Consider the following 22,802-nt stretch of genomic DNA (forward strand, 5'->3'; position numbering starts at 1 on the left):
GCGGCGGCCGCGCGGCTCGGGGCGCGGGGGGGCCCCGCGGGGGGGGCCCGGCGGGGGGCGCGGGGCGCCCCCCCCGGGCGGGGGGGGGGGGCCCCGGCGGGGGCCCCCCCCCCCCCGCCGCCGTGTCCGGCATCCGGGCGACGGGCATCGTCGGTGTCGTAGCCGGCCAGCAGAATGCCGTCATGTCGCACGGCGATCTCACCACGTCCGCCTGGCTGGGCCTGTCCGACCAGGCCGCCGCTCGCACCGCCGCCGCCATCGCCCGGAGCACCGACGCCCGTCTCGTCGGTGTCCGCCCGCACACCTACGCCGGCCGGGCCGCGTCGCGCTCTTCGACCGTGACGGCATCCGCTTCGCCCTGGTGCCCGGCGGCGACGTGCGGCTCGGCCACGACGCCGACCGGTTCGTGCCCGACGCCCGACAGGTCGCCGACTTCGCCGAGGCGGCGGGCGAGCACGACCTCGACGTGCTGCTCATCCAGGCGCCGAACCTGTTCGGTCTGGTCATCGGCCAGGACCCCTACCAGGCCGAGTTCACCACCGACCCGACGGTCCTGTGCGGCGGTGACGGAGGCGCGGCGCTCTGCGGCGGCTACGGCAGCTTCCTGTCCTGGCTCACCCTCGCGACCGCCTACCGGGAGCCGGATCTGGCGCAGGCCGTCCACGACGGCAGCCTGACCGGCGAGACCCCGGTGCGTCCCACCCTGCACCTGCCCTAGGCGTAGGCGAGCAGGAAGTCGACGGTGCCCGTGCCACCGGGTTGCCCGGGCGGGACGCTCAGGCCGGGTTCGCTGTTGAGGACGTAGAACCCGCCGTTGCCGACCAGGCGGGGTGTCACGGCGAGCATCTGCGCCGCCATGGTCGAGCCGGTGGGCCGCACCACGCTGTCGCGCAGGAGCGTGAACAGGTTCTCGTTGAGGTTCGCGACGTGCAGCACCCGGTACGAGCGGGGAGCCGGGACGCCGGTGTTCGTCAGGCCCCAGATCGGGACGATCTGGGTTCGCCAGCGCGACGGGTTGTTGGTGATCGCGCTGTCGTGGTTGTTGAGCTGCGTCTGGATGCCCGAGTGGATCCCGGCCAGGTGGATGTGCAGCTGGTCCTGCTGACGGATCGTCGGGTCGGCCGAGTTGACGCCCAGGCCGACGTGGGGATACACGACATGCCCCGGCTGCCCGGGTTGGGCGTTGAGCCACGACTCCAACCAGTAGTTCGGCGCGGCTGCGGTCGCGACGAACGGGCACTCGATGCCGCTGACGCGGCAGCTGGGGACGAGGAGGAAGTCGTGGTTCGACCCCGACCCTCCGTTGAGGACGACGTAGGTGGCCGTCGTCCGCAGGCACTGGGGGAACGGCGGGCCGGTTTTGGTGCCCTCGCAGACCTGCACGCGGTCCCACAGGTCGTACCGCCCGCCGGTGTCGCTCGGATAACCGCAGAGGGCGGACGGCGTGGGGCATGGGGAGGCGCCGGGTTCGCCGGGCGTGGGTGGGACCGGCTCCCCGCCGTCGGCCAGCGCCCTACCGGCCCCCATCAGGCCCAGCAGTCCCGCCGCGCCGGCGGTTCCGGAGAGCCTGACGAAGTGGCGTCGGTGGACCTTCCCACTCAGCGCGTCGCCGCTCATCGCCACCCTCCTCGTCGTGCCAGCACAGCCCGGGCGGGAGGCCACGGAATGCGAATGTGAGCCACGAACGTGACGAGACTAGGACGAACCACTCAGGGGTTGCGATCGCAGACCAGCAGGATCCCCTGATCGTGTCGGCGCCGGCCGGCGACCGTTCACCGCGCCGGGGTCGCGGTCAGGGCGGCGTCGATCAGGGTCTCCGCGGCGGTGCGGGCGTGACCGGCGGCCTCGCCCGTACCGGCGATGGCGGCGGTGGTCTGCGCGCCCTCGGCGAGGATGGCGAGCTGGGCGGCGAGCGCCGTCGGGCCGCCGGCCTCGGCCACGAGCTCGGCGATTCGCTCCTGGAACTGGGCCTTGTGCTCGCGGACGAGCCCGGCGATCCGCGGGGTGCTCGCGCCGAGCTCGGCGAACGTGTTGATGAAGACGCAGCCTCGGAAGTCGTCCTCGTCGAACCAGCGGGCGAGCATGTCGTAGACGGCCAGCAGCCGCGCGCGGGGGGTCGTGCCGCTGGCGACCGCCGCCTCGACGAGGCCGTTCCAGTTCTCGCGTCGGCGGTGCAGGACCTCCTCGACGAGGCTCTCCTTGGACGGAAAGAGCTGGTAGATGCGCTTGAGGGAGACGCCCGCCTCCGTGCGCAGGGTGTCCATGCCGACCGTCTGCATGCCCCGGGCGTAGTAGAGGCGGTCGGCGACAGCCAGCACCTTCTCGCGTACCGCGTCGTCTGTCTGCGCCGGCATGGTGCCTCCTGCTGTCGAAGTCTGGGTGACGACGCTCACGGCGGAAGTCCCGGCCGCGGAGTAGCGCTGAGAACGGCCGTTCTCTACTCTAGACCACAGATCGGAGAACGGCCGTTCTCCGCAGTTCAGAGGAGCCGCATGCCCTACATCACCGTCGGGACCGAGAACAGCACCAGCATCGACGTTTACTACGAGGACCACGGTCAGGGACAGCCCGTGGTGCTCATCCACGGCTACCCCCTCGACGGCCACTCCTGGGAGAAGCAGAGCGCGGCCCTCCTCGCCGCCGGCTACCGCGTCATCACGTACGACCGGCGGGGTTTCGGCCAGTCCAGCCAGCCGACCGTGGGCTACGACTACGACACCTTCGCGGCGGACCTCAACACGGTGCTCGAGACGCTCGACCTGACCGACGTCGTGCTCGTCGGGTTCAGCATGGGCACCGGCGAGGTGGCCCGCTACCTGGGCCGCTACGGCTCCGCCCGGGTCAGCAAGGCCGCGTTCCTGGCATCGCTGGAGCCGTTCCTGCTCCAGACCGAGGACAACCCGGCCGGCGTGCCGCAGGAGGTCTTCGACGGCATCCTCGCCGCCGTCACCGCCGACCGCTACGCGTACTTCACCGACTTCTACCGCAACTTCTACAACACCGACGAGACGCTGGGCAGCCGGATCTCCGAGGAGGCCCTGCGCAACAGCTGGAACGTCGCCGCCGGCGCCTCGTGGTACGCCTCCAGCGCGGTCGTACCCACCTGGCTCACCGACTTCCGGGGCGACGTCGAGAAGATCGACGTGCCGGCGCTGATCCTGCACGGCACCGCCGACAACATCCTGCCGGTCGACGCCACCGCCCGGGAGTTCCACAAGCGGCTGCCGGACGCCGACTACGTCGAGATCGCCGGTGCGCCGCACGGTCTGCTCTGGACCCACGCGGCCGAGGTGAACGAGGCGCTGCTGGCGTTCCTCGCCAAGTGACACCAGCCGCCGGAGGTCGAGGTCGGCAGGCCCGGCCGCGACCTCCGGCGGCGCGGCCCGACGACGAGCGGGATCGACCGAGGCTGTCACAGGGCCGTGCGAAGATCGCCGCCGTGACTGGATGGATCTACAACGATCGGCCCGAGGGCGCCCGCTTCCTGACCGACCAGATCGCGGAGCCCGGCCGCACCCGGATCGACGACGAGATCTGGGACTGGGTCGTGCGGGGCGAGGACGACGCCGACGAGTTCGTGGACTACCTCGACGACGACGAGGAGCGCCATGGCGCCACCGACGAGCAGCTCCGGGCGGCGTACGACAAGGCGACGGCCGTGCGACGGGAGCAGCAGCGTGGCTGGGGCGACGTGCGGAGCAACATCACCGTCGCCTTCGCCGAGCTGACCGAGCTGGGTGTGCTGGCCAGGGAGAACTTCAGCTGCTGCGGCACCTGCGCGGCGGCGGAGATCCACGACGAGCGGGACGACTCCCGCCACTGGCACGGCTACCTCTGGTACCACCAGCAGGACACCGAGTCGCTGATCGCGAGCGAGGACGGCGAGGTCTACCTCGGCTACGGCGTCTACCCGCCGGTCGACTTCGACGAGGCCGCCTACGACGCCCTCTCCGAGGCCGACCAGCAGGCCCGCTACCAGGCCGACCTGGAGCGCCTGCTGGACGAGACCGTCTTCCCGGTCCTGCGCCGGCACGGCATGCGGGTCGAGTGGAACCGCAAGCAGTCCAAGCGGATCCGCGTCACCGGCGCGCAGTGGTACGCGCCCCTGCCCTGACCGCGGCGCCGTCGACCGGCTGACCTCGGGATGGCCGGTTCGATCCGGGGCGTCACCGGACCGAACCGGCCCACCGTCAGGGCAGTTGGCCCGGCCGATCCACGATCGCGACCCGCAGCAGCGCCGCGGCCGAGTACAGGTCCTCCGTGCCGCCTCGGACCAGAGACGTGCGGGTTCCGAGGTAGGCGTGGGTGTCCCGGTCGAAGACGAGGTCGTTGTTTCCCCCGATCACACCGGGCATCCGGATGGCCACCCCGTGCCGGCCGGCGGCGTCCACGACGTCGCCCGAGATGACGACCGCTCCGGGCTCCCGGGCCAGCACCTCGAACAGCGCCGCGAGCGCCCGGGGCGGGACGTAGCCGTCGAGCATCGACCGCGCTGTCGTGTACGCCATGCTCTCGCTCCCGTACACGGCCTCCTCGTCGGCGCTCTCGGGAAGATGCAGGTCGACGGGGTTCTCCCGAAGGTGCTGCAACAGCGCGTCCGGGTCGGTCGGGAGGTCGCCGTGGTAGGCGGGCGACGGGAAGTCGTCGAGCTTCTTGTCCGGATCCGCGGGGTCGTCCAGCCGGAGCACCCGCAGGTCGCCCCAGCCGTTCGGGTCGGTCTCCGGCCGGTAACGCGCCTGCGTGTGGGCGACCCCGCCGGCCGACTGCCACAACTGCGTCCGCACCGTGGTGTACGGCCCGCTGCCCGGCCTCTCCCGCGTCGTCGCCAGCAGTTCGGTGAACACGTACTGGTCGGGGCGAGCGGTCAGCTCGGGCTGCTGCCGCGCGGCGTCGGCCGCCAGTTGAAAGATCTCCGCGGCGCTGGCGGTCGGCGGTGACTGCTCACCCACTCCCAGTGTCTGGATCGCCAGACCGCCGGCGGTCAACGCGACCGCCATCGCGAGGGCTCCGGCGAGGCGTCGACCGCGCGGGAGGCGGGACGGACGTCCGAGCCGACCGGCCGCCGGAGCCGCGTCGGACCGCTGGACGATGTGGGCTTTCAGATCGGTGAGGAGCTGCTCCTCGAAACCGTGCGGGGGCTGCTCGAACCTGGTCACAGCGTCGTCTCCGTTCCGTCAGGCGAGGGTGGCGGCCGGGCGGGCGAGCACGGCCCGGACGATGCGACGGGCACGGTGCAGGCGCACCCGAGCGGCGACCGGAGACATCCCGAGGGCACTCGCCGCGCCCGCGACGGTGAGGCCGTCCACGGCGACGAGCTCCACCAGCGCCCGCGTCCCGTCGGGCAGTTCCTGCAGGGCCCGACAGGTGCGTCGGGCCGCCGCCTCCGCATCGATCCGCTCCTCCAGGCGGGCGATGTCGTCGGCGTCCAGGTCCCGCCGTCCGGCCAGCCGGCCGGTCACCCCCAGTCGACGGGCTGCCCGCCGCCGCTCGTCGGCGATGACGTTGCGCGCCACCCCGAAGAGCCAGCCGATCTGGCTACCCCGGTCCGGCCGGTAGCTGGCCGCCGATTCGATCACCGCCAGGAACACGTCCGCGGTGAGGTCGGCGGCGAGGTGGGGGTCGTCGACCCGCCGTGCCACGAACCGGGTCACCGCTTCGACGTGCCGGCGGTAGAAGACCTCGAACGCCGCCGGGTCGGTTCCGAAGCCGGAGATCTCATCCTCCACCGAGCCATGGTCATGCACAGGCCGTCCTCTCTCGTCGCCGTACACCCGTTCTTCCTACGCGGCACGGTGGGTGTTACCGAGCTGGCCCGGCGGGACGACGCGACGGTGGCGGAAGTGCCGGTATCGGACACCGCGAATGCCGCGTCGGTCGATCCCGCGACGTGAGAACGTCTCCTACCCTTCGGCCATGAGGCGAGCCACGGGGATCGGAATTGCCGTAGGGACACTTCTTGTGCTGGGTTGCTCCGTCGGCGTGCAGTCCGAGGGCGAACCCGCCGCCCCCGTGCCGACCGTCAGCGCCGACATCACCGACACGAGGAACGCGATCGGCCTGCTGCGGTCCGGCACGGAGTTCATCAATCAGACCAGCTTCCGCGCCGACATCGACATCGCCAGCCAGGTGGGGGGCCAGTCCCAGATCGACAATGTCGCCAAGCGGGGCACGGCCCGGATGTCGAGTCCCGGCGGCGTCATCGAGATCCGGATGATCGACGATGCCGTTTACCTCAGATCGGAGGCGGACCCGCCGGGTGTCGGCCACGAGTGGCTGGCGCTCGACCCGGCACGCGTGCCGGCCGACTTCGCCCTGAGTTTCGAGCCGGGCCGGAACGACCCCGGTGGCTCGGCCCGCCTCATCAACGCCATCATGTCCGCGCGGGCCGACGGCACCGAGATCACCGGTGTGCTCGACGTCAACCTGGTGGGCGTCGGCAACGGGATCAGCTTCCGCCACCCCAGTGGCGGGAAGTTTCCCGAGGCCGTACGCAATCAGCCGTTCCGCGCCACGCTGGATACCGAGGGGCGGCTGGTCACCTTCCTGATCCCGGAGGCCAACGGCCTGCCGGACGCCGCCGTGCGCTACGGCGACTTCGGCGTACCGGTCAAGGTCGTCCGGCCCGAGGGCGCGGTGCCCGCCCCCGACGCTCTGTATCCCCAGCTCGGTCTGGGCGGCTGAGACCGGACGGGGTCGAGGCCGGTCCCCACCAGCACCGGGCCCGATGGGGGCCGGCCGAGTGACGTACGTCCGCATCCGGCGACGAGGTGTGAGGATTGGCCGATGCGGGACGAGCAGCACCTGGTCGATCGTGCGAGAGAGCGGCTCAACGCGGGGGAGGGCCTCGACTCCGTGCTCGCGTCGCTGCGGAACGATGACGGCCTGAGTGCGATCGAGTGCGTCGCCGTCCTCTGCGACGTGCTGGACGTCGGCATCGGCCGGGCGAGGGCGGTGGTACGCCTCAGTTCCGCCTTGGCCGACGAGAAGGACGCCGATCGCGAGAGCCTTGTGGGCGCACTCCACGAGGTCAACGAGGTCGTGCGCCTGCGGGCCGGGGACGCGGACACCATTGGGGAGCCCGCCGAGCAACTCGGCGACCTTCGTGCCGCGCTGGTCGTCGCGCTGGGGATGGTGGCGGTCGAGCGGGGCCCGACCGGGCGGACGGCCCTCGTCGTCCCGACGGATCGCGAGATCCTCGAAGAGGTCGGCGCGCTCCGGCGCCGATCGTCCGTCTGACGGGGGAGACCCGCCTCAGGCGGCTATCCAGGGGACTCGCAGACGGCCCGGGCGTCGCGTTCCCACTCGCTGCGGACCAGGACGATCGGTTGATCGACCTCGCTGACGTGCCGGTCGGTGGTCTCGACGGTGAACCGCATCGACAGCGGCTCGGGCTGGATCGGGGTCGCACACTCCACGCCCAGCTCGACGACGAGCAGTCCGACGCCGCGCGCGGGTACCACCGGGGGCGGCCCGATGCCGCGAATCGTCACGCTCGGGCTCTCCATACGCACCGCTCGGACGGTGATCGGGGCCGGGCCGCCGTTCACCAGCCGCATCTGCGTCACCAGGCGGGCCCATCCCTGGGCGAGGACGCCACCGGTCTCGGCCGACTCGGGGAACGCCGCGAGGGCGACCACGGCGTTCTGCTCCCGCTCGTCGCGCGAGTCCCCCAGCTGGTCGACACCCACTCCGCCGATCGCGACGCCGGTCACGAACGCGACGACGATCCACGGCGTCATCGCGCGCCGGGCCAGGTGGCGGCCGGGACTCGTGGCGTGGGACTGCGCCGGTTGGCGATCCGGGTCACCCAGGTCGATCACCGCAGTCTCCGCGACATGCGCGTCAGCCTAGTTCTTCCGTACGCGAGCACCGTTCATCCGACGAGCCGGCGTCGGTCCGACTCATCGTCGCCGCGCTGGGCGTCTCTGCCCTGGATCGTGAGCCGGCCCGGTGAGCCGGCAGGTCTCGCCGTCGGGGTCGTCGGCCGGAGCGACCGAGGGCACGAGGCGAACCGAGGGCGGGGCGTGCGGTCCGCCCTCCCGTCGTCGCGGACGTCAGGCACGCGACCACTGCATGCTGGTCGCGGCGGTGCACGTCCGCTGCTCCAGGGCGGCGCCGGCGACGGTCGAGCCACCCGAAACGTTCAGGCACTTGCCGCTGTTGGCGTTGACCAACTGGTGGTAGCCGTCAGCGGTGGACCGCCACGTGAACACCTGGTTCAGTCCGTCGTGACAGGTGTACTGCACGACTCGCGCGCCGTCGGCGGTCGAGGCGCCCTCGACGTCGACGCATCTGCCGCTGTTGACGCTCTGCAGGCGCACGTTGCCGTTGCCGGCGTCGAGGAACCGCCACTGCTGCCAGGTCGCGCCGTTGCTCGTCCACTGGCCGATCACGGCGAGGTTGTCGAGGTTGGGTTGTTGAACGTCGACCACCTGACCGCTGTTGCGGTTGACGATCCGGTACGCGTGGCCACGGCGCCGCCGCTGAACTGCCACCAGTTCACGTTGAACAGATTTCCGCTGCCACCGGCGAAACGCAGCCATCTGCCCGTTGGACCGCTGCCGCACGGGGACGTACCAGTAGAACCTCCCGTTGCGGGGGACGACCTGGCCCGCCCAGGCGTTGGGGCGGCTGGTGGTGGGCGGCGTGGCCGGCGTGCCGTCCCGGCGGGGTGTTTCCCCTTCTGTGCCAAGGGGATCGTTACGGCAGGGGAGCGTGTTATCGCTAACACCCGTCGATGGATGCCCTCGACGGACGGTTTTGCCGCGGGGTGACCTGGACCGATGCCCGGTGGGGCGATCTGCGCTGTCACATCAGCGCAGCACTGCCGTATCAACGATGACATTCATTAACTCCGATGTACGGTACTGAGCGCGGTCGGGCTCGTCAACGGCGTCCCCGTGGGCGGTCGGCCGGTGCCAAATCGTCTCGATCGTGGACGGTGGGGGCGCGGCGCGCCCGGGGGGTGGCCCGGCCCGCGGCGCGTTCGCGTGGCGGTCGATGTCGCGGAGCCCGGCGGTGCGGTCCACCCGCCCTGCCTGTGGGAACGTGAGGTGCCGGCGCGGCGGCGGTGTTTGTTACGAGAACGAGACGTGCGTATTTCGCGAAGGCGGTTGACGATCATGTTGTGAGCGTTAACACTCGCCGGGACTGATACCTGTGCGTTCGGGGTGCGGAGGGAGTGGAAGCTGTGCGCAGACGAATTCTGGCCGCCGCCGCTGGAGCGGCGCTCGCCATCAGCATGGCCGCCTGCAGTGGCGAGGGAGCCGGTGGCGGCGGCAACACCGGGGACAGCAAGCCCGGTGACCTGACGATCGGCGTCTCGATGCCGACCCAGACCTCGGAGCGGTGGATCGCCGACGGCAACTCGGTGAAGGAGAAGCTGGAGGCGAAGGGTTACAAGGTCGACCTCCAGTACGCCGGCGACGACATCCCGACCCAGTCCCAGCAGGTCGACCAGATGATCACCCAGGGCGCGGACGCCCTCATCATCGCGGCCATCGACGGCACCGCGCTCAGCGGCCAGCTCCAGGCCGCGGCGGACGCGAAGATCCCGGTGATCGCCTACGACCGGCTCATCCGGGACAGCCCGAACGTCAACTTCTACGTCAGCTTCGACAACTACAAGGTCGGCGTGGCCCAGGCCAACGCGCTGCTGGTCGGCCTCGGCCTGCAGAACAAGGACGGGTCGAAGGGGACCGCGACCGGTCCGTTCAACATCGAGCTGTTCGCCGGCTCGCTGGACGACAACAACGCCCACTTCTTCTTCAGCGGCGCCATGGACACGCTCAAGCCCTTCGTCGACGCCGGCACCCTCAAGGTGAAGTCCGGCCAGACGAAGATCGAGCAGATCGCCATCCTGCGCTGGCAGCAGGAGACCGCCCAGCGGCGCATGGAGGACCTGCTGACGTCGAGCTACAACGACGGCAGCAAGGTGGACGGTGTGCTGTCGCCGTACGACGGCATCTCCCGGGGCATCATCACCGCCCTGCAGAACGCCGGCTACGGCAGCGGAGCGAAGAAGCTGCCGGTGGTGACCGGTCAGGACGCCGAGATCGCCTCGGTCAAGCTCATCAACGACGGCATCCAGAGCTCCACGATCTTCAAGGACACCCGCCTGCTGGCCGAGCAGGCCGCCATCGCCGGCGAGGCGTTCCTGCAGAAGAAGGAGCCGCAGGCCAACGACACCAAGACCTACAACAACGGGGTCAAGGTAGTCCCGTCGTTCCTGCTGCCGGTCCAGACCGTCTACAAGGACGACATCAAGCCGGTCCTGGTCGACTCCGGCTACTGGACGGCCGAGGAGGTCGCCGCCGGGCAGGCGAAGAGCTGACCCGGCCGTGCGGGCCCGGTGGTGGAACGCTCACCGCCGGGCCCCCGCCATTGAACAGACGGTCACGAGCAGGACGGTTCCCATGGGCGAGAACATCCTCGAAATGCGCAACATCACCAAGACCTTCCCCGGCGTCGCGGCGCTCCAGGACGTCTCGCTCGCCGTCCGGCGCGGGGAGATCCACGCGATCTGCGGCGAGAACGGCGCCGGCAAGTCGACCCTCATGAAGGTGCTGTCCGGCGTGTACCCGTCCGGCAGCTACGACGGCGAGATCATCTTCGACGGGGAGCCGGTGCACTTCCGGGGCATCCGCGACAGCGAGTCCCAGGGCATCGTCATCATCCACCAGGAGCTCGCCCTGGTGCCGTACCTGTCGATCGCCGAGAACATCTTCCTCGGCAACGAGCGGCGCGGGCGCAGCCGGCTCATCGACTGGAACCGGGCCAACGCCGAGGCGGCCCGCCTGCTGGCCTCCGTGGGGCTGCACGAGAACCCGGTCACCCCGGTCATCCAGCTCGGCGTCGGCAAGCAGCAACTCGTCGAGATCGCCAAGGCGCTGTCGAAGAAGGTGCGGCTGCTGATCCTCGACGAGCCGACCGCCGCCCTCAACGACATCGACTCGACGCACCTGCTCGACCTCATGCGCCGGCTGCGGGACCAGGGCATCACCTGCATCATGATCTCCCACAAGCTCGGCGAGGTCACCTCGATCGCCGACTCGACCACCGTCATCCGCGACGGCCGGACGGTCGAGACGCTCGACATGAGCGACGGCGCGGCCACCCAGGAGCGGATCATCCGCGGCATGGTCGGGCGCGACCTCGCCACCTTCTACCCGGAGCGCGAGTCCACCCCGGGCGAGGAGGTGCTGCGGATCGAGGACTGGACCGTCCGGCACCCGACGCAGGACCGACTGGTCGTCGACGGCGCCAGCCTCAACGTCCGCGCCGGGGAGGTCGTCGGCATCGCCGGGCTGATGGGCGCCGGGCGCACCGAGCTCGCGATGAGCGTGTTCGGCCGCTCGTACGGGCGCGACATCACCGGCCGGCTCTTCGTCCACGGCCGCGAGGTGAAGGCCCGCACGGTGGCGGAGGCGATCGAGAACGGCATCGCGTACGCGACCGAGGACCGCAAGCACTACGGCCTCAACCTGATCAACGACGTCCGGGGCAACATCTCCGCGGCCGCGTTGGACAAGCTCGCCCGTCTCGGCTGGGTCGACGGGAACAAGGAGATCAAGGTCGCCGAGCAGGGCCGACGCGACATGAACATCAAGTCCCGCAGCGTCATGTCCGTGGTCGGCGAGTTGTCCGGTGGCAACCAGCAGAAGGTCGTCCTGTCGAAGTGGCTCTTCACCGACCCCGACGTGCTGATCCTGGACGAGCCGACCCGCGGCATCGACGTGGGCGCGAAGTTCGAGATCTACACGATCATCAACCGCCTCGTCGCCGACGGGAAGGCGGTCATCATCATCTCCTCCGAGCTGCCCGAGCTGCTCGGCATGTGCGACCGCATCTACACCCTCGCGGCCGGCCGGATCAGCGGCGAGCTGCCGGTCGGTGAGGCCACTCAGGAGAACCTCATGGAACTCATGACGAAGGACAAGGATCTCGTCGGATGACCAGCACCGAATCGCCCACGAAGAGCGGCGCGGCCGACGCGGCTCCCGCCACCGCCCTGCACACCGGCACCAGCAACCCGCGGACGCTGATCCTCGGCAACCTGCGGCAGAGCGGCATCTACATCGCCCTCGTGGTGATCGTCGCGCTGTTCGCGATCCTGACCGACGGCGTCTCGCTGAGCCCGGGCAACATCACCAACATCGTCCTGCAGTACTCGTACATCCTGGTGCTCGCGATCGGCATGGTCATCGTCATCATCGGCGGTCACATCGACCTGTCGGTGGGATCGGTGGTCGCCCTCACCGGGGCGGTCTCCGCCGTCCTCGTGATCCGCGAGGGCATGCCGTGGTGGGCGGGCGTCCTCGCCGCGCTCGCCGTCGGCATCGCGGTGGGCGCCTGGCACGGCCTCTGGGTCGCGTACGCCGGCATCCCGGCCTTCATCGTCACCCTGGCCGGCATGCTCCTGTTCCGCGGTCTCACCCTGCGGGTGCTGGACAACATCTCGCTGTCCCCGTTCCCGGCCGAGTACCAGCGGGTCGCCGCCGGCTTCCTCAACGGGTTGCTGGGCGGCCAGGGCTTCGACGCCTTCACGCTCCTCATCGGGGCGTTCGCCGTGGCCGGCTACGCGGTGAGCGTCTTCCGGACCCGGGTGGCGCGCATCCGGTACGAGCAGCCCGTGGAGTCCTTCCCGCTGTTCGTCGCGCGGGTCGTCCTCGTCGGCGCCGTCGTCATGTACTTCGCCTGGCAGCTCGCCCACGCGCGCGGCCTGCCGATCGTGCTGATCATCCTGGCGGTGCTGGTCCTCATCTACGGCCTGCTCACCCGGCGCGCGGTCTTCGGCCGTCAGGTGTACGCCATCGGCGGCAACCTTCCGGCGGCCATGCTGTCCGGCGTCAAGGTGAAGACCGTCAACTTCTGGATCTTCGTCAACATGGGCTTCCTCTCCGCGGTCGCGGGTGTCATCTACTCCTCGCGGTCCAACGGCGCCCAGCCCGCCGCCGGCAACATGTTCGAGCTGGACGCGATCGCCGCGGCCTTCATCGGCGGTGCGGCGGTCACCGGTGGCGTCGGCACCGTCGTCGGCGCCATGGTCGGTGGTCTGATCATGGCGGTGATGAGCAACGGTATGCAGCTCATGGGTGTCGACCAGTCGATGCAGTCGGTGGTCAAGGGCCTGGTGCTGCTCGTCGCCGTGGCGTTCGACGTCTATAACAAGCGCCGCGCCGCCGGTAGCCGCTGAGTGGTAGTAGGTCTGTTTCACCAGGGCGACCGCCCTGGTGAAACAGACCCCGGGGACCGGGCGAGGGAAGCCGATGTCCTCGGGTGGCGGGGCCTGCCCCCACCACCCGAGGACGGGTCTGGCCTCCGCTCAGACCCGGGTCCACCGCTGATTGGCGTTGCCGTGGCAGGACCAGAGGATCACGGTGGTGCCGTTCGCGGTGCCGCCGTTGTTGACGTCCAGGCAGAGCGACGGGAAGCGGACGTTGCCGACCGTGCCGTTGCCGTTGAACGTCCATTGCTGGTTCGTGCCGCCGTTGCAGTCCCAGATCTGCACCCGGGTGCCGTTGGCCGCGTTCGTCGGTACGTCCAGGCACTTGCCGAGGATCCGCAGCGTCTGGCCGACCTGACTGACCTGCTGGTTGGGGTTGCCGTGGCAGTCCCAGATCAGGGTGCCGGTGCCGTTGGCGGTGTTGGCGTTGTCGACGTCGAGGCACCGTCCGGCCGACTCGCTGCGCAGCCGGAACGTCGTGGGCGGTGGCGGGTCGGTGGTGGCGCCGCCGCTGACCCGGTAGACCACGGTGCCGTGCGCCGGGACGCTCGCCGAGATGGTCCCGCTGGTGGTGGAGGTGGCGTCGGTCCAGGCGTCCCGCAGGGTGAACGAGCTGCCGGTCTTGCCGATGGCGGCGGCCGTGGTGGAGATCGTCGTGCTCGAGCTGCCCTCGTTGAAGAGGGCGACCGCGACGTCGCCGTTGGCGAGCCGCTTGGCCAGCACCCGCCGGGTGCCGTCGTGGGAGACCTGAACCGCCTGCCGGCCGAGGGTGTCCTGGTTGATCGCGACCAGGCGCGGGTTGCGCAGGATGGCCAGCGTCGCCGCGCTGGCCGAGCGGACGTCGTTGCCCATCATGAGTGGCGCCGCCATCATCGCCCAGAGCGCGAAGTGGCTGCGCATCTCGGTGTCGGTCATCCCTCCGTTGCCGATCTCCAGCATGTCGGGGTCGTTGAATCCGCCCGGCGCGGCGTAGCCGGCGAGCGGGACGTTGACGTTGACGATGTTCTGGATGCCCATCGGGTAGCCGTTGGTCTGGCCGGTGTTCCACGCGTTGGTGATGTCCTCGGTGGTCCGCCAGAGGTTGGCCACGTCGCTCCAGTTGCGCTGCGGCCCGGTCTTCTCGTGGATGCTGTTCGGGTTGATGCTGTACACGATCGGCCGGCCGGTGGCCGCGAGCGCGTCACGCATGATCCCGAACCTCGCCACCTGCTCGTTGATGGTGCCGGTGGGCGAGCACCAGTCGTACTTGAGGTAGTCGACGCCCCAGGCGGCGAACTGACGGGCGTCCTGGTACTCGTGCCCGAGGCTGCCGGTCGAGCCGGGGAAGGCGTCGAAGTACTGGGCGCAGGTCTGGTCCAGCGGTGACTGGTAGATGCCGAAGAGCAGCCCCCGCGAGTGCAGGTAGTCGCCGAGGGCCCGCATCCCGCTGGGGAACCGTTGCGGGTGTGCCTGCAGGTCGCCCTGCGCGTCGCGGTTCGGGTCGAACCAGCAGTCGTCGACGACGACGTAGCGGTAGCCCAGGTCGCGTAGGCCGTTGCTGACGATCGCGTCGGCCATCTGCTGGATGAGCGTCTCATTGATGTTGCAGCCGAACGTGTTCCAGGTGTTCCACCCCATCGGCGGGGTGCGGGCCACGCCGTTGTTCAGGGCGTGCGCCGCGGGCGGCGCGAGAGCCGCCCCGGCGACGCTCGTGCCGAGCGCCAAGAGCGCGCCCAAGACGGCCGTCAGCCATCGTTTCGGTCTACGCACGGGTCCTCCTCGGTGGTGGGAGAGGTGAGCGGGCGATCGGTCCCGGCATGTGGGTGCCTGTCCGCGGTTGCGGACCGTCACGTCCGGACGGGCCGGTCGTCCGTGGGTTCGACCGGCGGGCGTGCGCTGCCGCCTGTCGTCCGTCGCGTGCCGCCCGGGCCGACTCGGCGGACGCCATTGCTGTCCGTGCCGCGACGATGACAGGCATGTTATCGATGACATCAACGAATGTAAATCGAACCGATCTCGCGCTGCGGGCGGGGTGGCGCCGGGGTGGCCGGTCGGGTTTGCGTGGAAGGCGCTTCTGCCCAGCTCAACGCCCCTGTCCGGGCTTCCTGCGCTCGTTGATCCGGCCTCTCGCGTCGCGCCGGACCGTGACCCGGCGCGTGCCGTAGCGCGACCCTGTTGACGCTAACAATGAGGTCCGGAGTCTTCCTCGTCGTCGGGTGCCCGGTTCGCGTCCGCACGAGGGCGCGGATCGCCCGAGCCGTCACCCCTCGCCGGCGGCTGCCGGCGAGGGGTGACCGACCGTGATGGCGGGGCCGAGCCGGGGCCCTCGTCCGCGCCCCTCCGTTACGGACCTGTTGCCGGCTGGTGTCTTGACGACGCTGGATGTGAGCGTTAACACTGACCCCGTCACACGCGGAGGTGTTCATGAGCAATGTGGACGGAACGGGCGACCGGTACGTCGTCGGGGTCGACTACGGCACGCTCTCCGGGCGGGCGCTGGTGGTGCGCGTCCGCGACGGCGTCGAGGTCGGGACCGCGGTGCACGAGTACCGCCACGGGGTGATCGAGTCGGCGCTCCCCGACGGCGGGCCCGCGTTGCCGCCGGACTGGGCGCTGCAGGACCCGGAGGACTACCGCGACGTCCTGCGGCACGCCGTCCCCGCCGCGCTGGCCGACGCCGGCGTGGATCCCGCCCAGGTCATCGGCATCGGCACCGACTTCACCGCCTGCACCGTGCTGCCGACGCTCGCCGACGGGACCCCGCTGTGCGAGGTGCCCGAGCTGCGGCACCGCCCGCACGCGTGGGTGAAGCTGTGGAAGCACCACGCCGCCCAGCCGCACGCCGACCGGATCAACGCGCTCGCCCACGAGCGGCGGGAGCCGTGGATCGGCCGGTACGGCGGGAAGATCTCCGCCGAGTGGCAGTTCGCCAAGGGCCTGCAGATCCTGGAGGAGGATCCGGAGATCTACCGGCGTGCCGAGCGCTTCATCGAGGCGGCCGACTGGATCGTGTGGCAGCTCTGCGGCACCGAGACCCGCAACGTCTGCACCGCCGGTTACAAGGGCATCCGGCAGGACGGCCGCTACCCGTCGACGGACTACCTGGGCGCCCTGCACCCCGACTTCGCGGACTTCGCGACCAAGCTGGACGGCCCCCTGCTGCCGCTGGGCGACCGGGCCGGCGTCCTGAGCGCCCGCGCCGCCGAGTGGACCGGACTGCCGGCCGGGATCGCGGTCGCGGTCGGCAACGTCGACGCCCACGTCACCGCCGCCTCCGCCCAGGCCCTCACGCCCGGCCGCCTGGTCGCCATCATGGGCACCTCCACCTGCCACGTGGTCAACGGCACCCGCCCCGCCGAGGTGCCCGGCATGTGCGGCGTCGTCGACGGCGGCATCAGCCCCGGCGCCTGGGGATACGAGGCGGGCCAGAGCGGGGTGGGCGACATCTTCGGCTGGTTCGTCCGGCACGGCGCGCCCGCCGGGCTGGACTCGCACGAGCGGCTCACCGAGCTCGCCGCCGCCCAGCCGGTCGGCGCGCACGGCCTGGTGGCGCTGGACTGGTGGAACGGCAACCGGTCGCTGCTGGTCAACCACGACCTGAGCGGTCTGATCGTCGGCCTGACGTTGGCCACCCGACCGCAGGACATCTACCGGGCGTTGCTGGAGTCCACGGCGTTCGGCACCCGGATGATCATCGAGGCGTTCGTCGAGGCCGGGGTGCCGGTCACCGACATCGTCGTTGCCGGTGGCCTCGCCTCGAACCGGCTGCTCATGCAGATCTACGCCGACGTCACCAACCGGCCGCTGAGCATCATCGGGTCCGCCCAGGGGCCGGCGCTCGGCTCCGCGATCCACGCGGCGGTCGCCGCCGGCGCGTACCCGACGATCCACGAGGCCTCGGCCGCGATGGGCCGGGTCGACGAGGGCGTCTACCAACCCGTCCCGGAGAACGTCCGCGCGTACGACGCCCTCTACGCCGAGTACCGGGCGCTGCACGACCACTTCGGCCGTGGCGCCGACGACGTCATGCTCCGGCTCCGGGCGATCCGCAACGCGGCCGCGCAACCGGCGCAGGCCGACACGGTTCTGGAGGTGGTCGGATGAACCCCGACGTGGCCCGGCAGGTCAGCGCTCTGCAGGAGACGGTCTCCCGGCTGCACCGCGAGCTGACCCGGTACGACCTGGTGGCCTGGACGTCAGGCAACGTCTCGGCGCGGGTTCCCGGGCAGGACCTGATGGTCATCAAGCCCAGCGGCGTCGACTACGACGACCTGACGGCGGACACGATGGTCGTCTGCGACCTCAACGGCAACGTGGTCGACGGAGGCGGCTCGCCCTCCAGCGACACGGCCGCGCACGCGTACGTCTACCGGGCCATGCCCGAAGTCGGCGGGGTGGTCCACACCCACAGCGGCTACGCCACGGCGTGGGCGGCCCGGGGTGAGTCCATCCCGTGCTGGCTGACCGCGCAGGCCGACGAGTTCGGCGGGGAGATTCCCATCGGCCCGTTCGCGCTCATCGGCGGGGACGACATCGGCAAAGGCATCGTCAGCACCCTGTCCGGGCACCGCTCGCCCGCGGTGCTCATGCGCAACCACGGGGTCTTCACCATCGGCAAGGACGCCCGGGCGGCGGTCAAGGCCGCGGTGATGTGCGAGGACGTCGCCCGCACCGCGCACCTCGCCCGCAGTCTCGGGCAGCCGTTGCCGATCGCGCAGGCCGACATCGACTCGCTCTACGACCGCTACCAGAACGTCTACGGCCAACGGCCAACGGCCGGCTGACCGACCGTCCCACGTACCTCCTGACTCGCAGCACTCATCCGGCAACCCCCCTTTTCTCCTACCCGACCCCCACCAGACCCGGACCGTGCGCCACCCCCGGCGGCGGCCCGGACTTCCCACCCAAGGAGAACCGATGAGAACCAGGAGAACAGCGCGCGTCATCACCACCCTCTTCACCACCGTGCTGCTCGCGGGCGCCGTGACGGCCTGCGGCAACAGCGACACCGGTGGCTCCGGCGGCGACAATGGCAAGCTCGTCCTGGGCTTCTCCCAGGTCGGCGCCGAGAGCGGTTGGCGCACGGCGAACACCACCTCGATCAAGGAGGCCGCCGCCGCGGCCGGGATCGAGCTGAAGTTCGACGACGCCCAGCAGAAGCAGGAGAACCAGATCAAGGCGATCCGGAACTTCATCCAGCAGAAGGTCGACGTGATCGCCTTCTCGCCGGTGGTGGAGTCCGGCTGGGACACGGTGCTCAAGGAGGCCAAGGACGCCGGGATCCCGGTCATCCTGACCGACCGCGCCGTCGACTCGCCCGACAAGACGCTCTACAAGACGTTCCTCGGCTCCGACTTCGTCAAGGAGGGTCGCCTCGCCGGCGAGTGGCTCGTCGAGCAGACCAAGAGCGCGACCGGGCCGGTGAACATCGTCGAACTCCAGGGCACGACCGGCTCGGCGCCGGCCAACGACCGCAAGGAGGGCTTCGCGAGCGCGATCGCCGCGAACCCCAACCTGAAGATCATCGCTTCCCAGTCGGGTGACTTCAAGCGGGCCGACGGCAAGCAGGTCATGGAGCAGTTCCTCAAGGCCAACCCGAAGATCGACGTGCTCTTCGCGCACAACGACGACATGGGCCTGGGCGCCCTGGAGGCGATCACCGCCGCCGGCAAGACGCCCGGCAAGGACATCACCATCATCACCGTCGACGCGGTCAAGGACGGCATGCAGGCCCTCGCGGACGGCAAGTTCAACTTCATCGCGGAGTGCAGCCCGCTGCTCGGCCCGCAGCTCATGGACCTCGCGAAGAAGGTCCACGCCGGCGAGGAGGTCCCCGCCCGGATCGAGACCGAGGAGACCACGTTCACCCAGGAGCAGGCCAAGGAGGCCCTGCCCAACCGCAAGTACTGACCCGACGCCGGGGCCGCCGTCCGCGTACGGCGGCCCCGGCCCGTCGCGCCGATCCTTCCTACCGACACCATCCAGAAGAGGTCTGATGGGATGACGGGTAGCCAGCCGGTCCTGACCATGACCGGGATACGCAAGACCTTCCCCGGGGTCCGCGCCCTCCAGGACGTCGACTTCCGGCTGTTTCCCGGCGAGGTCCACGCCCTCATGGGTGAGAACGGCGCCGGCAAGTCGACCCTGATCAAGGTGTTGACCGGCGTCTACGACACGGACGACGGCGTGATCACCCTCGCCGGCGAGCAGGTCGCGTTCAGCGGGCCGATGCAGGCGGCCGCCTCCGGGGTCAGCACCGTCTACCAGGAGGTCAATCTCTGCACCAACCTGTCGGTGGCGGAGAACATCTTCGTCGGCCGGGAGCCCCGTCGCCTGGGCGCCATCCGGTGGGGCGAGATGCGCCGCCGGGCGCGCGAACTGCTGGCCCGGCTCGACCTCGACATCGACGTCGCCGCGCAGCTGGGCAGCTACTCGCTGGCCGTGCAGCAGATGGTCGCCATCGCCCGCGCGATCGACGTACGGGCCCGGGTGCTCATTCTCGACGAGCCGACCTCCAGCCTGGACGCCGGCGAGGTCGCCCAGCTGTTCCGGGTCATGCGGCAGCTGCGTGACGAGGGCATCGCGATCCTGTTCGTCACCCACTTCCTCGACCAGGTGTACGGCATCGCCGACCGCATCACCGTGCTGCGCAACGGCGCCCTGGTGGGGGAGTACCGCACCGAGGAGCTGCCGCAGTTCAGCCTCGTCGAGAAGATGATCGGCAAGGAACTCGACGTCCTGGAGCGCCTCGACGAGCAGCAGAAGCGGGCCGCGGTGCGGCCCGACGAGAGCCCGCTGGTCGACGCCGAGCAGCTCGGTCGCAAGGGCGCCGTCGCCCCGTTCAGCCTGCGCATCCACGCCGGTGAGGTCGTCGGCCTGGCCGGCCTGCTCGGCTCCGGCCGCACCGAGGTCGCCCGACTGCTCTTCGGCGCCGACCGGGCCGACCACGGCCAGGTCGCGGTGCGGGGCAGCAAGGCGTCGCTGCGCAACCCGGTGCAGGCCATCGACCACGGTGTCGGCTTCTGCTCGGAGAACCGCCGGGCGGAGGGCATCGTGCCCGAGCTGTCGGTCCGCGAGAACATGATCCTCGCCATGCAGGCGGCCCGCGGCTGGCTGCGGCCGATCCCCCGGCGGCGGCAGGACGAGCTGGTCGAGAAGTACGTCAAGGCGCTCAGCATCCGGCCGGCCAACCCCGACCTGCCGGTGCGCAACCTGTCCGGCGGCAACCAGCAGAAGGTGCTCCTGGCCCGCTGGCTCATCACCGAACCGCGGCTGCTGATCCTCGACGAACCCACCCGCGGCATCGACATCGGCGCGAAGGCCGAGATCCAGAAGCTGGTGGTGGAGCTCTCCGACGGGGGAGTGGCGGTGCTGTTCATCTCCGCCGAGCTGGAAGAGGTGCTGCGGCTGAGCCACCGGGTCGCCGTCATGCGCGACCGGACGATGGTGGCGCAGCTCGACAACGACGACAGCCTCGACGCCGACCGCGTCATGCAGACCATCGCCAGCGGAGCCGGCAACGAGGAGGTGCAACGATGAGCGCCGTCGCCGAGCGCCTCCGTCCGCTGACCGGCCACCGCCTGTTCTGGCCCGTGCTCGTGTTGGTGGTCATGATCCTGGCCAACACCATCTACCGGCCCGGCTTCCTGTCCATCGAGGTCAAGAACGGGAACCTCTACGGGACACCGGTGGACATCCTCCGCCTGAGCGCCCCGCTGATGCTGGTCGCGCTGGGCATGACCCTCGTCATCGCCACCGGCGGCATCGACCTGTCCGTCGGCTCGCTCTGCGCCATCAGCGGTGCCATCGCCTGCGTCGTCATCAGCCAGGCGCCCGACCCGAACAGCCTCTCGACCGTCTTCACTGCCCTCGCCCTCGCCTTCGGCGCCGCCCTCGTGCTCGGCGCCTGGAACGGGGTGCTGGTCGCCGTCATCGGCATCCAGCCCATCATCGCCACCCTGATCCTGATGGTGGCCGGCCGAGGGCTCGCGCAGCTGCTCACCGAGGGTCAGATCGTCACGATCAACTCCGCTCCGTACCGGGCGATCGGGCTCGGGCACTTCCTGACCCTGCCGCTGGCCATCTTCATCGCCCTGGCCGCGGCCCTGCTGGTCGCCGCGCTCACCCGCCGCACCGCCCTCGGCCTGATCGTCGAGTCGGTCGGCGGCAACGCCGAGGCCAGCCGGCTCGCCGGCATCCGCTCCAGCCGGATCATCTTCCTGGTGTACGTGGTCAGCGCCGCCTGCGCCGCGATCGCCGGCTTCATGATCACTGCCAACGTCTCCAGCGCCGACGGGAACGCCGCCGGTCTGTGGGTGGAGCTCGACGCCATCCTCGCGGTGGTCATCGGCGGCACCTCCCTCGCCGGCGGCCGGTTCTCCCTCAGCGGCACGATCCTCGGCGCACTGATCATCCAGACGCTCACCACCACGGTGTACGCCATGGACATCTCCCCGCAGACGTCCCTGCTGTTCAAGGCGGTCGTCGTCATCGCCGTCTGCCTCATCCAGGCGCCGGCGTTCCGGGCGAAGTTCAGCCGTCGACGGCGGGCGCCCCGGCCCGGGCCGACGGCCGCACCGCGCGAGAAGGAAGAGGTGGCAGCATGAGCAGCACGTCGCTGACCGGCGTTCGCGGCTGGCGGCCCAGTCTGCCCCGCCGGCACGTGCCGGTCCTGGTCACGCTCGCGCTGCTGCTGGTGATGTACGGCATCGGCGTGTCCCAGTACCGGGCGTTCTCCAACATCCAGGTCGTCTTCAACGTCTTCATCGACAACGGCTTCCTGCTGGTCGTCGCGGTCGGTATGACCTTCGTGATCCTCACCGGGGGGATCGACCTGTCGGTCGGCTCCGTCGTCGCGATGACCGCGATGGTGTCGGCGTCGCTGCTGCGCGACGGGCTGCCCGCCGCGCTGGTGCTCGTCATCGCGCTGCTCATCGGGCCCACCCTCGGCTTCCTGATGGGCTGCGCGATCCACTTCTTCGAACTCCAACCGTTCATCGTCACCCTCGCCGGCATGTTCTTCGCCCGCGGCATGTGCACCTTCATCAGCCAGTCGTCCATCCCCATCACCGACGGCTTCTGGACGGCCGCGTCGCAGCAGCGCATCGGCGACCCACGCGGGAACTTCGTCTCGATCAGCGTGCTGATCGCGTTCGCGGTGGTCCTGCTCGCCGCGTACGTGCTGGCGTACACCCGCTTCGGGCGCACCGTGTACGCGATCGGCGGCAACCCCCAGTCGGCGCTGCTGATGGGCCTGCCGGTGGGGCGTACCCGGATCGCGGTCTACACGGTCAGCGGCCTCTGCTCGGCCATCGGCGGCATCCTGCTGTCGTTCTACACGCTCTCCGGCGCGCCGCTGATCGCCATCGGGATGGAGCTGGACGTCATCGCGGCCGTCGTCATCGGCGGCACCGTGCTCACCGGCGGGTCCGGCTACATCTTCGGCACCGTGCTGGGCGTGCTGGTGCTGGGCGTGATCCAGACCCTGATCACCTTCGACGGCAGCCTCAACTCCTGGTGGACCCGGATCGTGATCGGCGGCCTGCTCTTCGCCTTCATCCTCCTCCAGCGCCTCATCGGCATCCGCTTCAAGTGACCG

At 70.3% G+C, this 22,802-nt stretch carries 21 protein-coding genes; 14 read left to right on the forward strand and 7 right to left on the reverse strand.

The annotated features are described in order from the left end of the window. Positions 1-361: 361 nt before the first annotated feature. Positions 362-718: a hypothetical protein gene (locus ACIBTV_RS05080; protein WP_396702530.1), complete on the forward strand. Its 357-nt coding sequence runs from the start codon at positions 362-364 to the stop codon at positions 716-718. Here ACIBTV_RS05080 and ACIBTV_RS05085 read toward each other — a convergent pair. Continuing rightward, positions 715-1,617, reverse strand: coding sequence for a CDP-diacylglycerol diphosphatase (locus ACIBTV_RS05085; protein ID WP_396702531.1), 903 nt, complete (start codon positions 1,615-1,617; stop codon positions 715-717). The genes ACIBTV_RS05080 and ACIBTV_RS05085 overlap by 4 nt on opposite strands. A gap of 155 nt (positions 1,618-1,772) precedes the next feature. Then, on the reverse strand, positions 1,773-2,354 hold the full coding sequence (locus ACIBTV_RS05090; RefSeq protein WP_396702533.1) for a TetR/AcrR family transcriptional regulator: 582 nt from the start codon (positions 2,352-2,354) through the stop codon (positions 1,773-1,775). 138 nt (positions 2,355-2,492) lie between these two features. On the opposite strand from ACIBTV_RS05090, the gene ACIBTV_RS05095 reads away from it, so the two are divergent. After that, entirely contained in the window at positions 2,493-3,326 is an 834-nt protein-coding gene (locus tag ACIBTV_RS05095) for an alpha/beta fold hydrolase (protein ID WP_396702535.1), read from the forward strand. 113 nt (positions 3,327-3,439) lie between these two features. Next, the gene (locus tag ACIBTV_RS05100) at positions 3,440-4,114 is read left to right on the forward strand and encodes a DUF6891 domain-containing protein (RefSeq protein WP_396702537.1); all 675 of its coding nucleotides are present in this window, start codon (positions 3,440-3,442) and stop codon (positions 4,112-4,114) included. Between the two features lie 76 nt (positions 4,115-4,190). Here ACIBTV_RS05100 and ACIBTV_RS05105 read toward each other — a convergent pair whose 3' ends face one another. Together ACIBTV_RS05105 and ACIBTV_RS05110 are read right to left on the reverse strand one after the other, a co-directional pair. Beyond that, positions 4,191-5,156: a CU044_5270 family protein gene (locus ACIBTV_RS05105; protein ID WP_396702539.1), complete on the reverse strand. Its 966-nt coding sequence runs from the start codon at positions 5,154-5,156 to the stop codon at positions 4,191-4,193. Positions 5,157-5,174: 18 nt separating this feature from the next. Further along, entirely contained in the window at positions 5,175-5,726 is a 552-nt protein-coding gene (locus ACIBTV_RS05110; protein WP_396702541.1) for an RNA polymerase sigma factor, read from the reverse strand. 232 nt (positions 5,727-5,958) lie between these two features. Between ACIBTV_RS05110 and ACIBTV_RS05115 the strand changes: the two genes are divergently transcribed. Both ACIBTV_RS05115 and ACIBTV_RS05120 read left to right on the forward strand, forming a co-directional pair. Further along, positions 5,959-6,681: a hypothetical protein gene (locus ACIBTV_RS05115; protein ID WP_396702543.1), complete on the forward strand. Its 723-nt coding sequence runs from the start codon at positions 5,959-5,961 to the stop codon at positions 6,679-6,681. 102 nt (positions 6,682-6,783) lie between these two features. Beyond that, positions 6,784-7,236 carry a hypothetical protein gene (locus tag ACIBTV_RS05120; RefSeq protein WP_396702545.1) on the forward strand — a complete coding sequence of 151 codons (453 nt, stop codon included), beginning with the start codon at positions 6,784-6,786 and terminating at the stop codon, positions 7,234-7,236. Between the two features lie 23 nt (positions 7,237-7,259). On the opposite strand, the gene ACIBTV_RS05125 is transcribed toward ACIBTV_RS05120, so the two are convergent. Both ACIBTV_RS05125 and ACIBTV_RS05130 read right to left on the reverse strand, forming a co-directional pair. Beyond that, on the reverse strand, positions 7,260-7,820 hold the full coding sequence (locus ACIBTV_RS05125) for a hypothetical protein (RefSeq protein ID WP_396702547.1): 561 nt from the start codon (positions 7,818-7,820) through the stop codon (positions 7,260-7,262). Positions 7,821-8,054: 234 nt separating this feature from the next. Beyond that, the gene (locus ACIBTV_RS05130; protein WP_396702549.1) at positions 8,055-8,495 is read right to left on the reverse strand and encodes an RICIN domain-containing protein; all 441 of its coding nucleotides are present in this window, start codon (positions 8,493-8,495) and stop codon (positions 8,055-8,057) included. A gap of 695 nt (positions 8,496-9,190) precedes the next feature. Here ACIBTV_RS05130 and chvE point away from each other — a divergent pair. The 3 genes from chvE (at position 9,191) to mmsB (ending at position 13,195) form a co-directional block, all read left to right on the forward strand. Continuing rightward, on the forward strand, positions 9,191-10,333 hold the full coding sequence (chvE, locus tag ACIBTV_RS05135; RefSeq protein WP_396702551.1) for a multiple monosaccharide ABC transporter substrate-binding protein: 1,143 nt from the start codon (positions 9,191-9,193) through the stop codon (positions 10,331-10,333). Between the two features lie 82 nt (positions 10,334-10,415). Then, positions 10,416-11,954: a multiple monosaccharide ABC transporter ATP-binding protein gene (mmsA, locus tag ACIBTV_RS05140; RefSeq protein ID WP_396702553.1), complete on the forward strand. Its 1,539-nt coding sequence runs from the start codon at positions 10,416-10,418 to the stop codon at positions 11,952-11,954. Beyond that, positions 11,951-13,195, forward strand: a complete 1,245-nt coding sequence (gene mmsB / locus ACIBTV_RS05145) for a multiple monosaccharide ABC transporter permease (RefSeq protein WP_396702555.1) — start codon at positions 11,951-11,953, stop codon at positions 13,193-13,195. Before mmsA ends, mmsB begins: the two co-directional genes overlap by 4 nt. Before the next feature lie 129 nt (positions 13,196-13,324). Here the strand turns inward: mmsB and ACIBTV_RS05150 are convergent, their stop codons facing one another. Then, complete coding sequence (locus ACIBTV_RS05150; RefSeq protein ID WP_396702878.1) at positions 13,325-14,842, reverse strand: glycoside hydrolase family 27 protein; 1,518 nt, start codon at positions 14,840-14,842, stop codon at positions 13,325-13,327. Between the two features lie 786 nt (positions 14,843-15,628). On the opposite strand from ACIBTV_RS05150, the gene araB reads away from it, so the two are divergent. The 6 genes from araB to yjfF all read left to right on the forward strand — a co-directional run bounded on the left by araB (position 15,629) and on the right by yjfF (position 22,799). Continuing rightward, positions 15,629-17,308: a ribulokinase gene (araB, locus tag ACIBTV_RS05155; RefSeq protein WP_396702557.1), complete on the forward strand. Its 1,680-nt coding sequence runs from the start codon at positions 15,629-15,631 to the stop codon at positions 17,306-17,308. Further along, on the forward strand, positions 17,305-17,988 hold the full coding sequence (locus tag ACIBTV_RS05160; RefSeq protein WP_396702559.1) for an L-ribulose-5-phosphate 4-epimerase: 684 nt from the start codon (positions 17,305-17,307) through the stop codon (positions 17,986-17,988). Before araB ends, ACIBTV_RS05160 begins: the two co-directional genes overlap by 4 nt. 133 nt (positions 17,989-18,121) lie before the next feature. Continuing rightward, positions 18,122-19,114, forward strand: coding sequence for an ABC transporter substrate-binding protein (locus tag ACIBTV_RS05165; RefSeq protein WP_396702560.1), 993 nt, complete (start codon positions 18,122-18,124; stop codon positions 19,112-19,114). A gap of 90 nt (positions 19,115-19,204) precedes the next feature. Beyond that, positions 19,205-20,743, forward strand: coding sequence for a sugar ABC transporter ATP-binding protein (locus tag ACIBTV_RS05170; protein WP_396702562.1), 1,539 nt, complete (start codon positions 19,205-19,207; stop codon positions 20,741-20,743). After that, positions 20,740-21,810 carry an ABC transporter permease gene (locus ACIBTV_RS05175; protein WP_396702564.1) on the forward strand — a complete coding sequence of 357 codons (1,071 nt, stop codon included), beginning with the start codon at positions 20,740-20,742 and terminating at the stop codon, positions 21,808-21,810. Before ACIBTV_RS05170 ends, ACIBTV_RS05175 begins: the two co-directional genes overlap by 4 nt. After that, positions 21,807-22,799: a galactofuranose ABC transporter, permease protein YjfF gene (gene yjfF, locus ACIBTV_RS05180; RefSeq protein WP_396702566.1), complete on the forward strand. Its 993-nt coding sequence runs from the start codon at positions 21,807-21,809 to the stop codon at positions 22,797-22,799. The genes ACIBTV_RS05175 and yjfF overlap by 4 nt, the downstream gene beginning before the upstream one ends. Positions 22,800-22,802: the final 3 nt, after the last annotated feature.

It is taken from the genome of Micromonospora sp. NPDC049366 (assembly GCF_044466625.1).
Taxonomy (GTDB): Bacteria; Actinomycetota; Actinomycetes; order Mycobacteriales; family Micromonosporaceae; genus Micromonospora.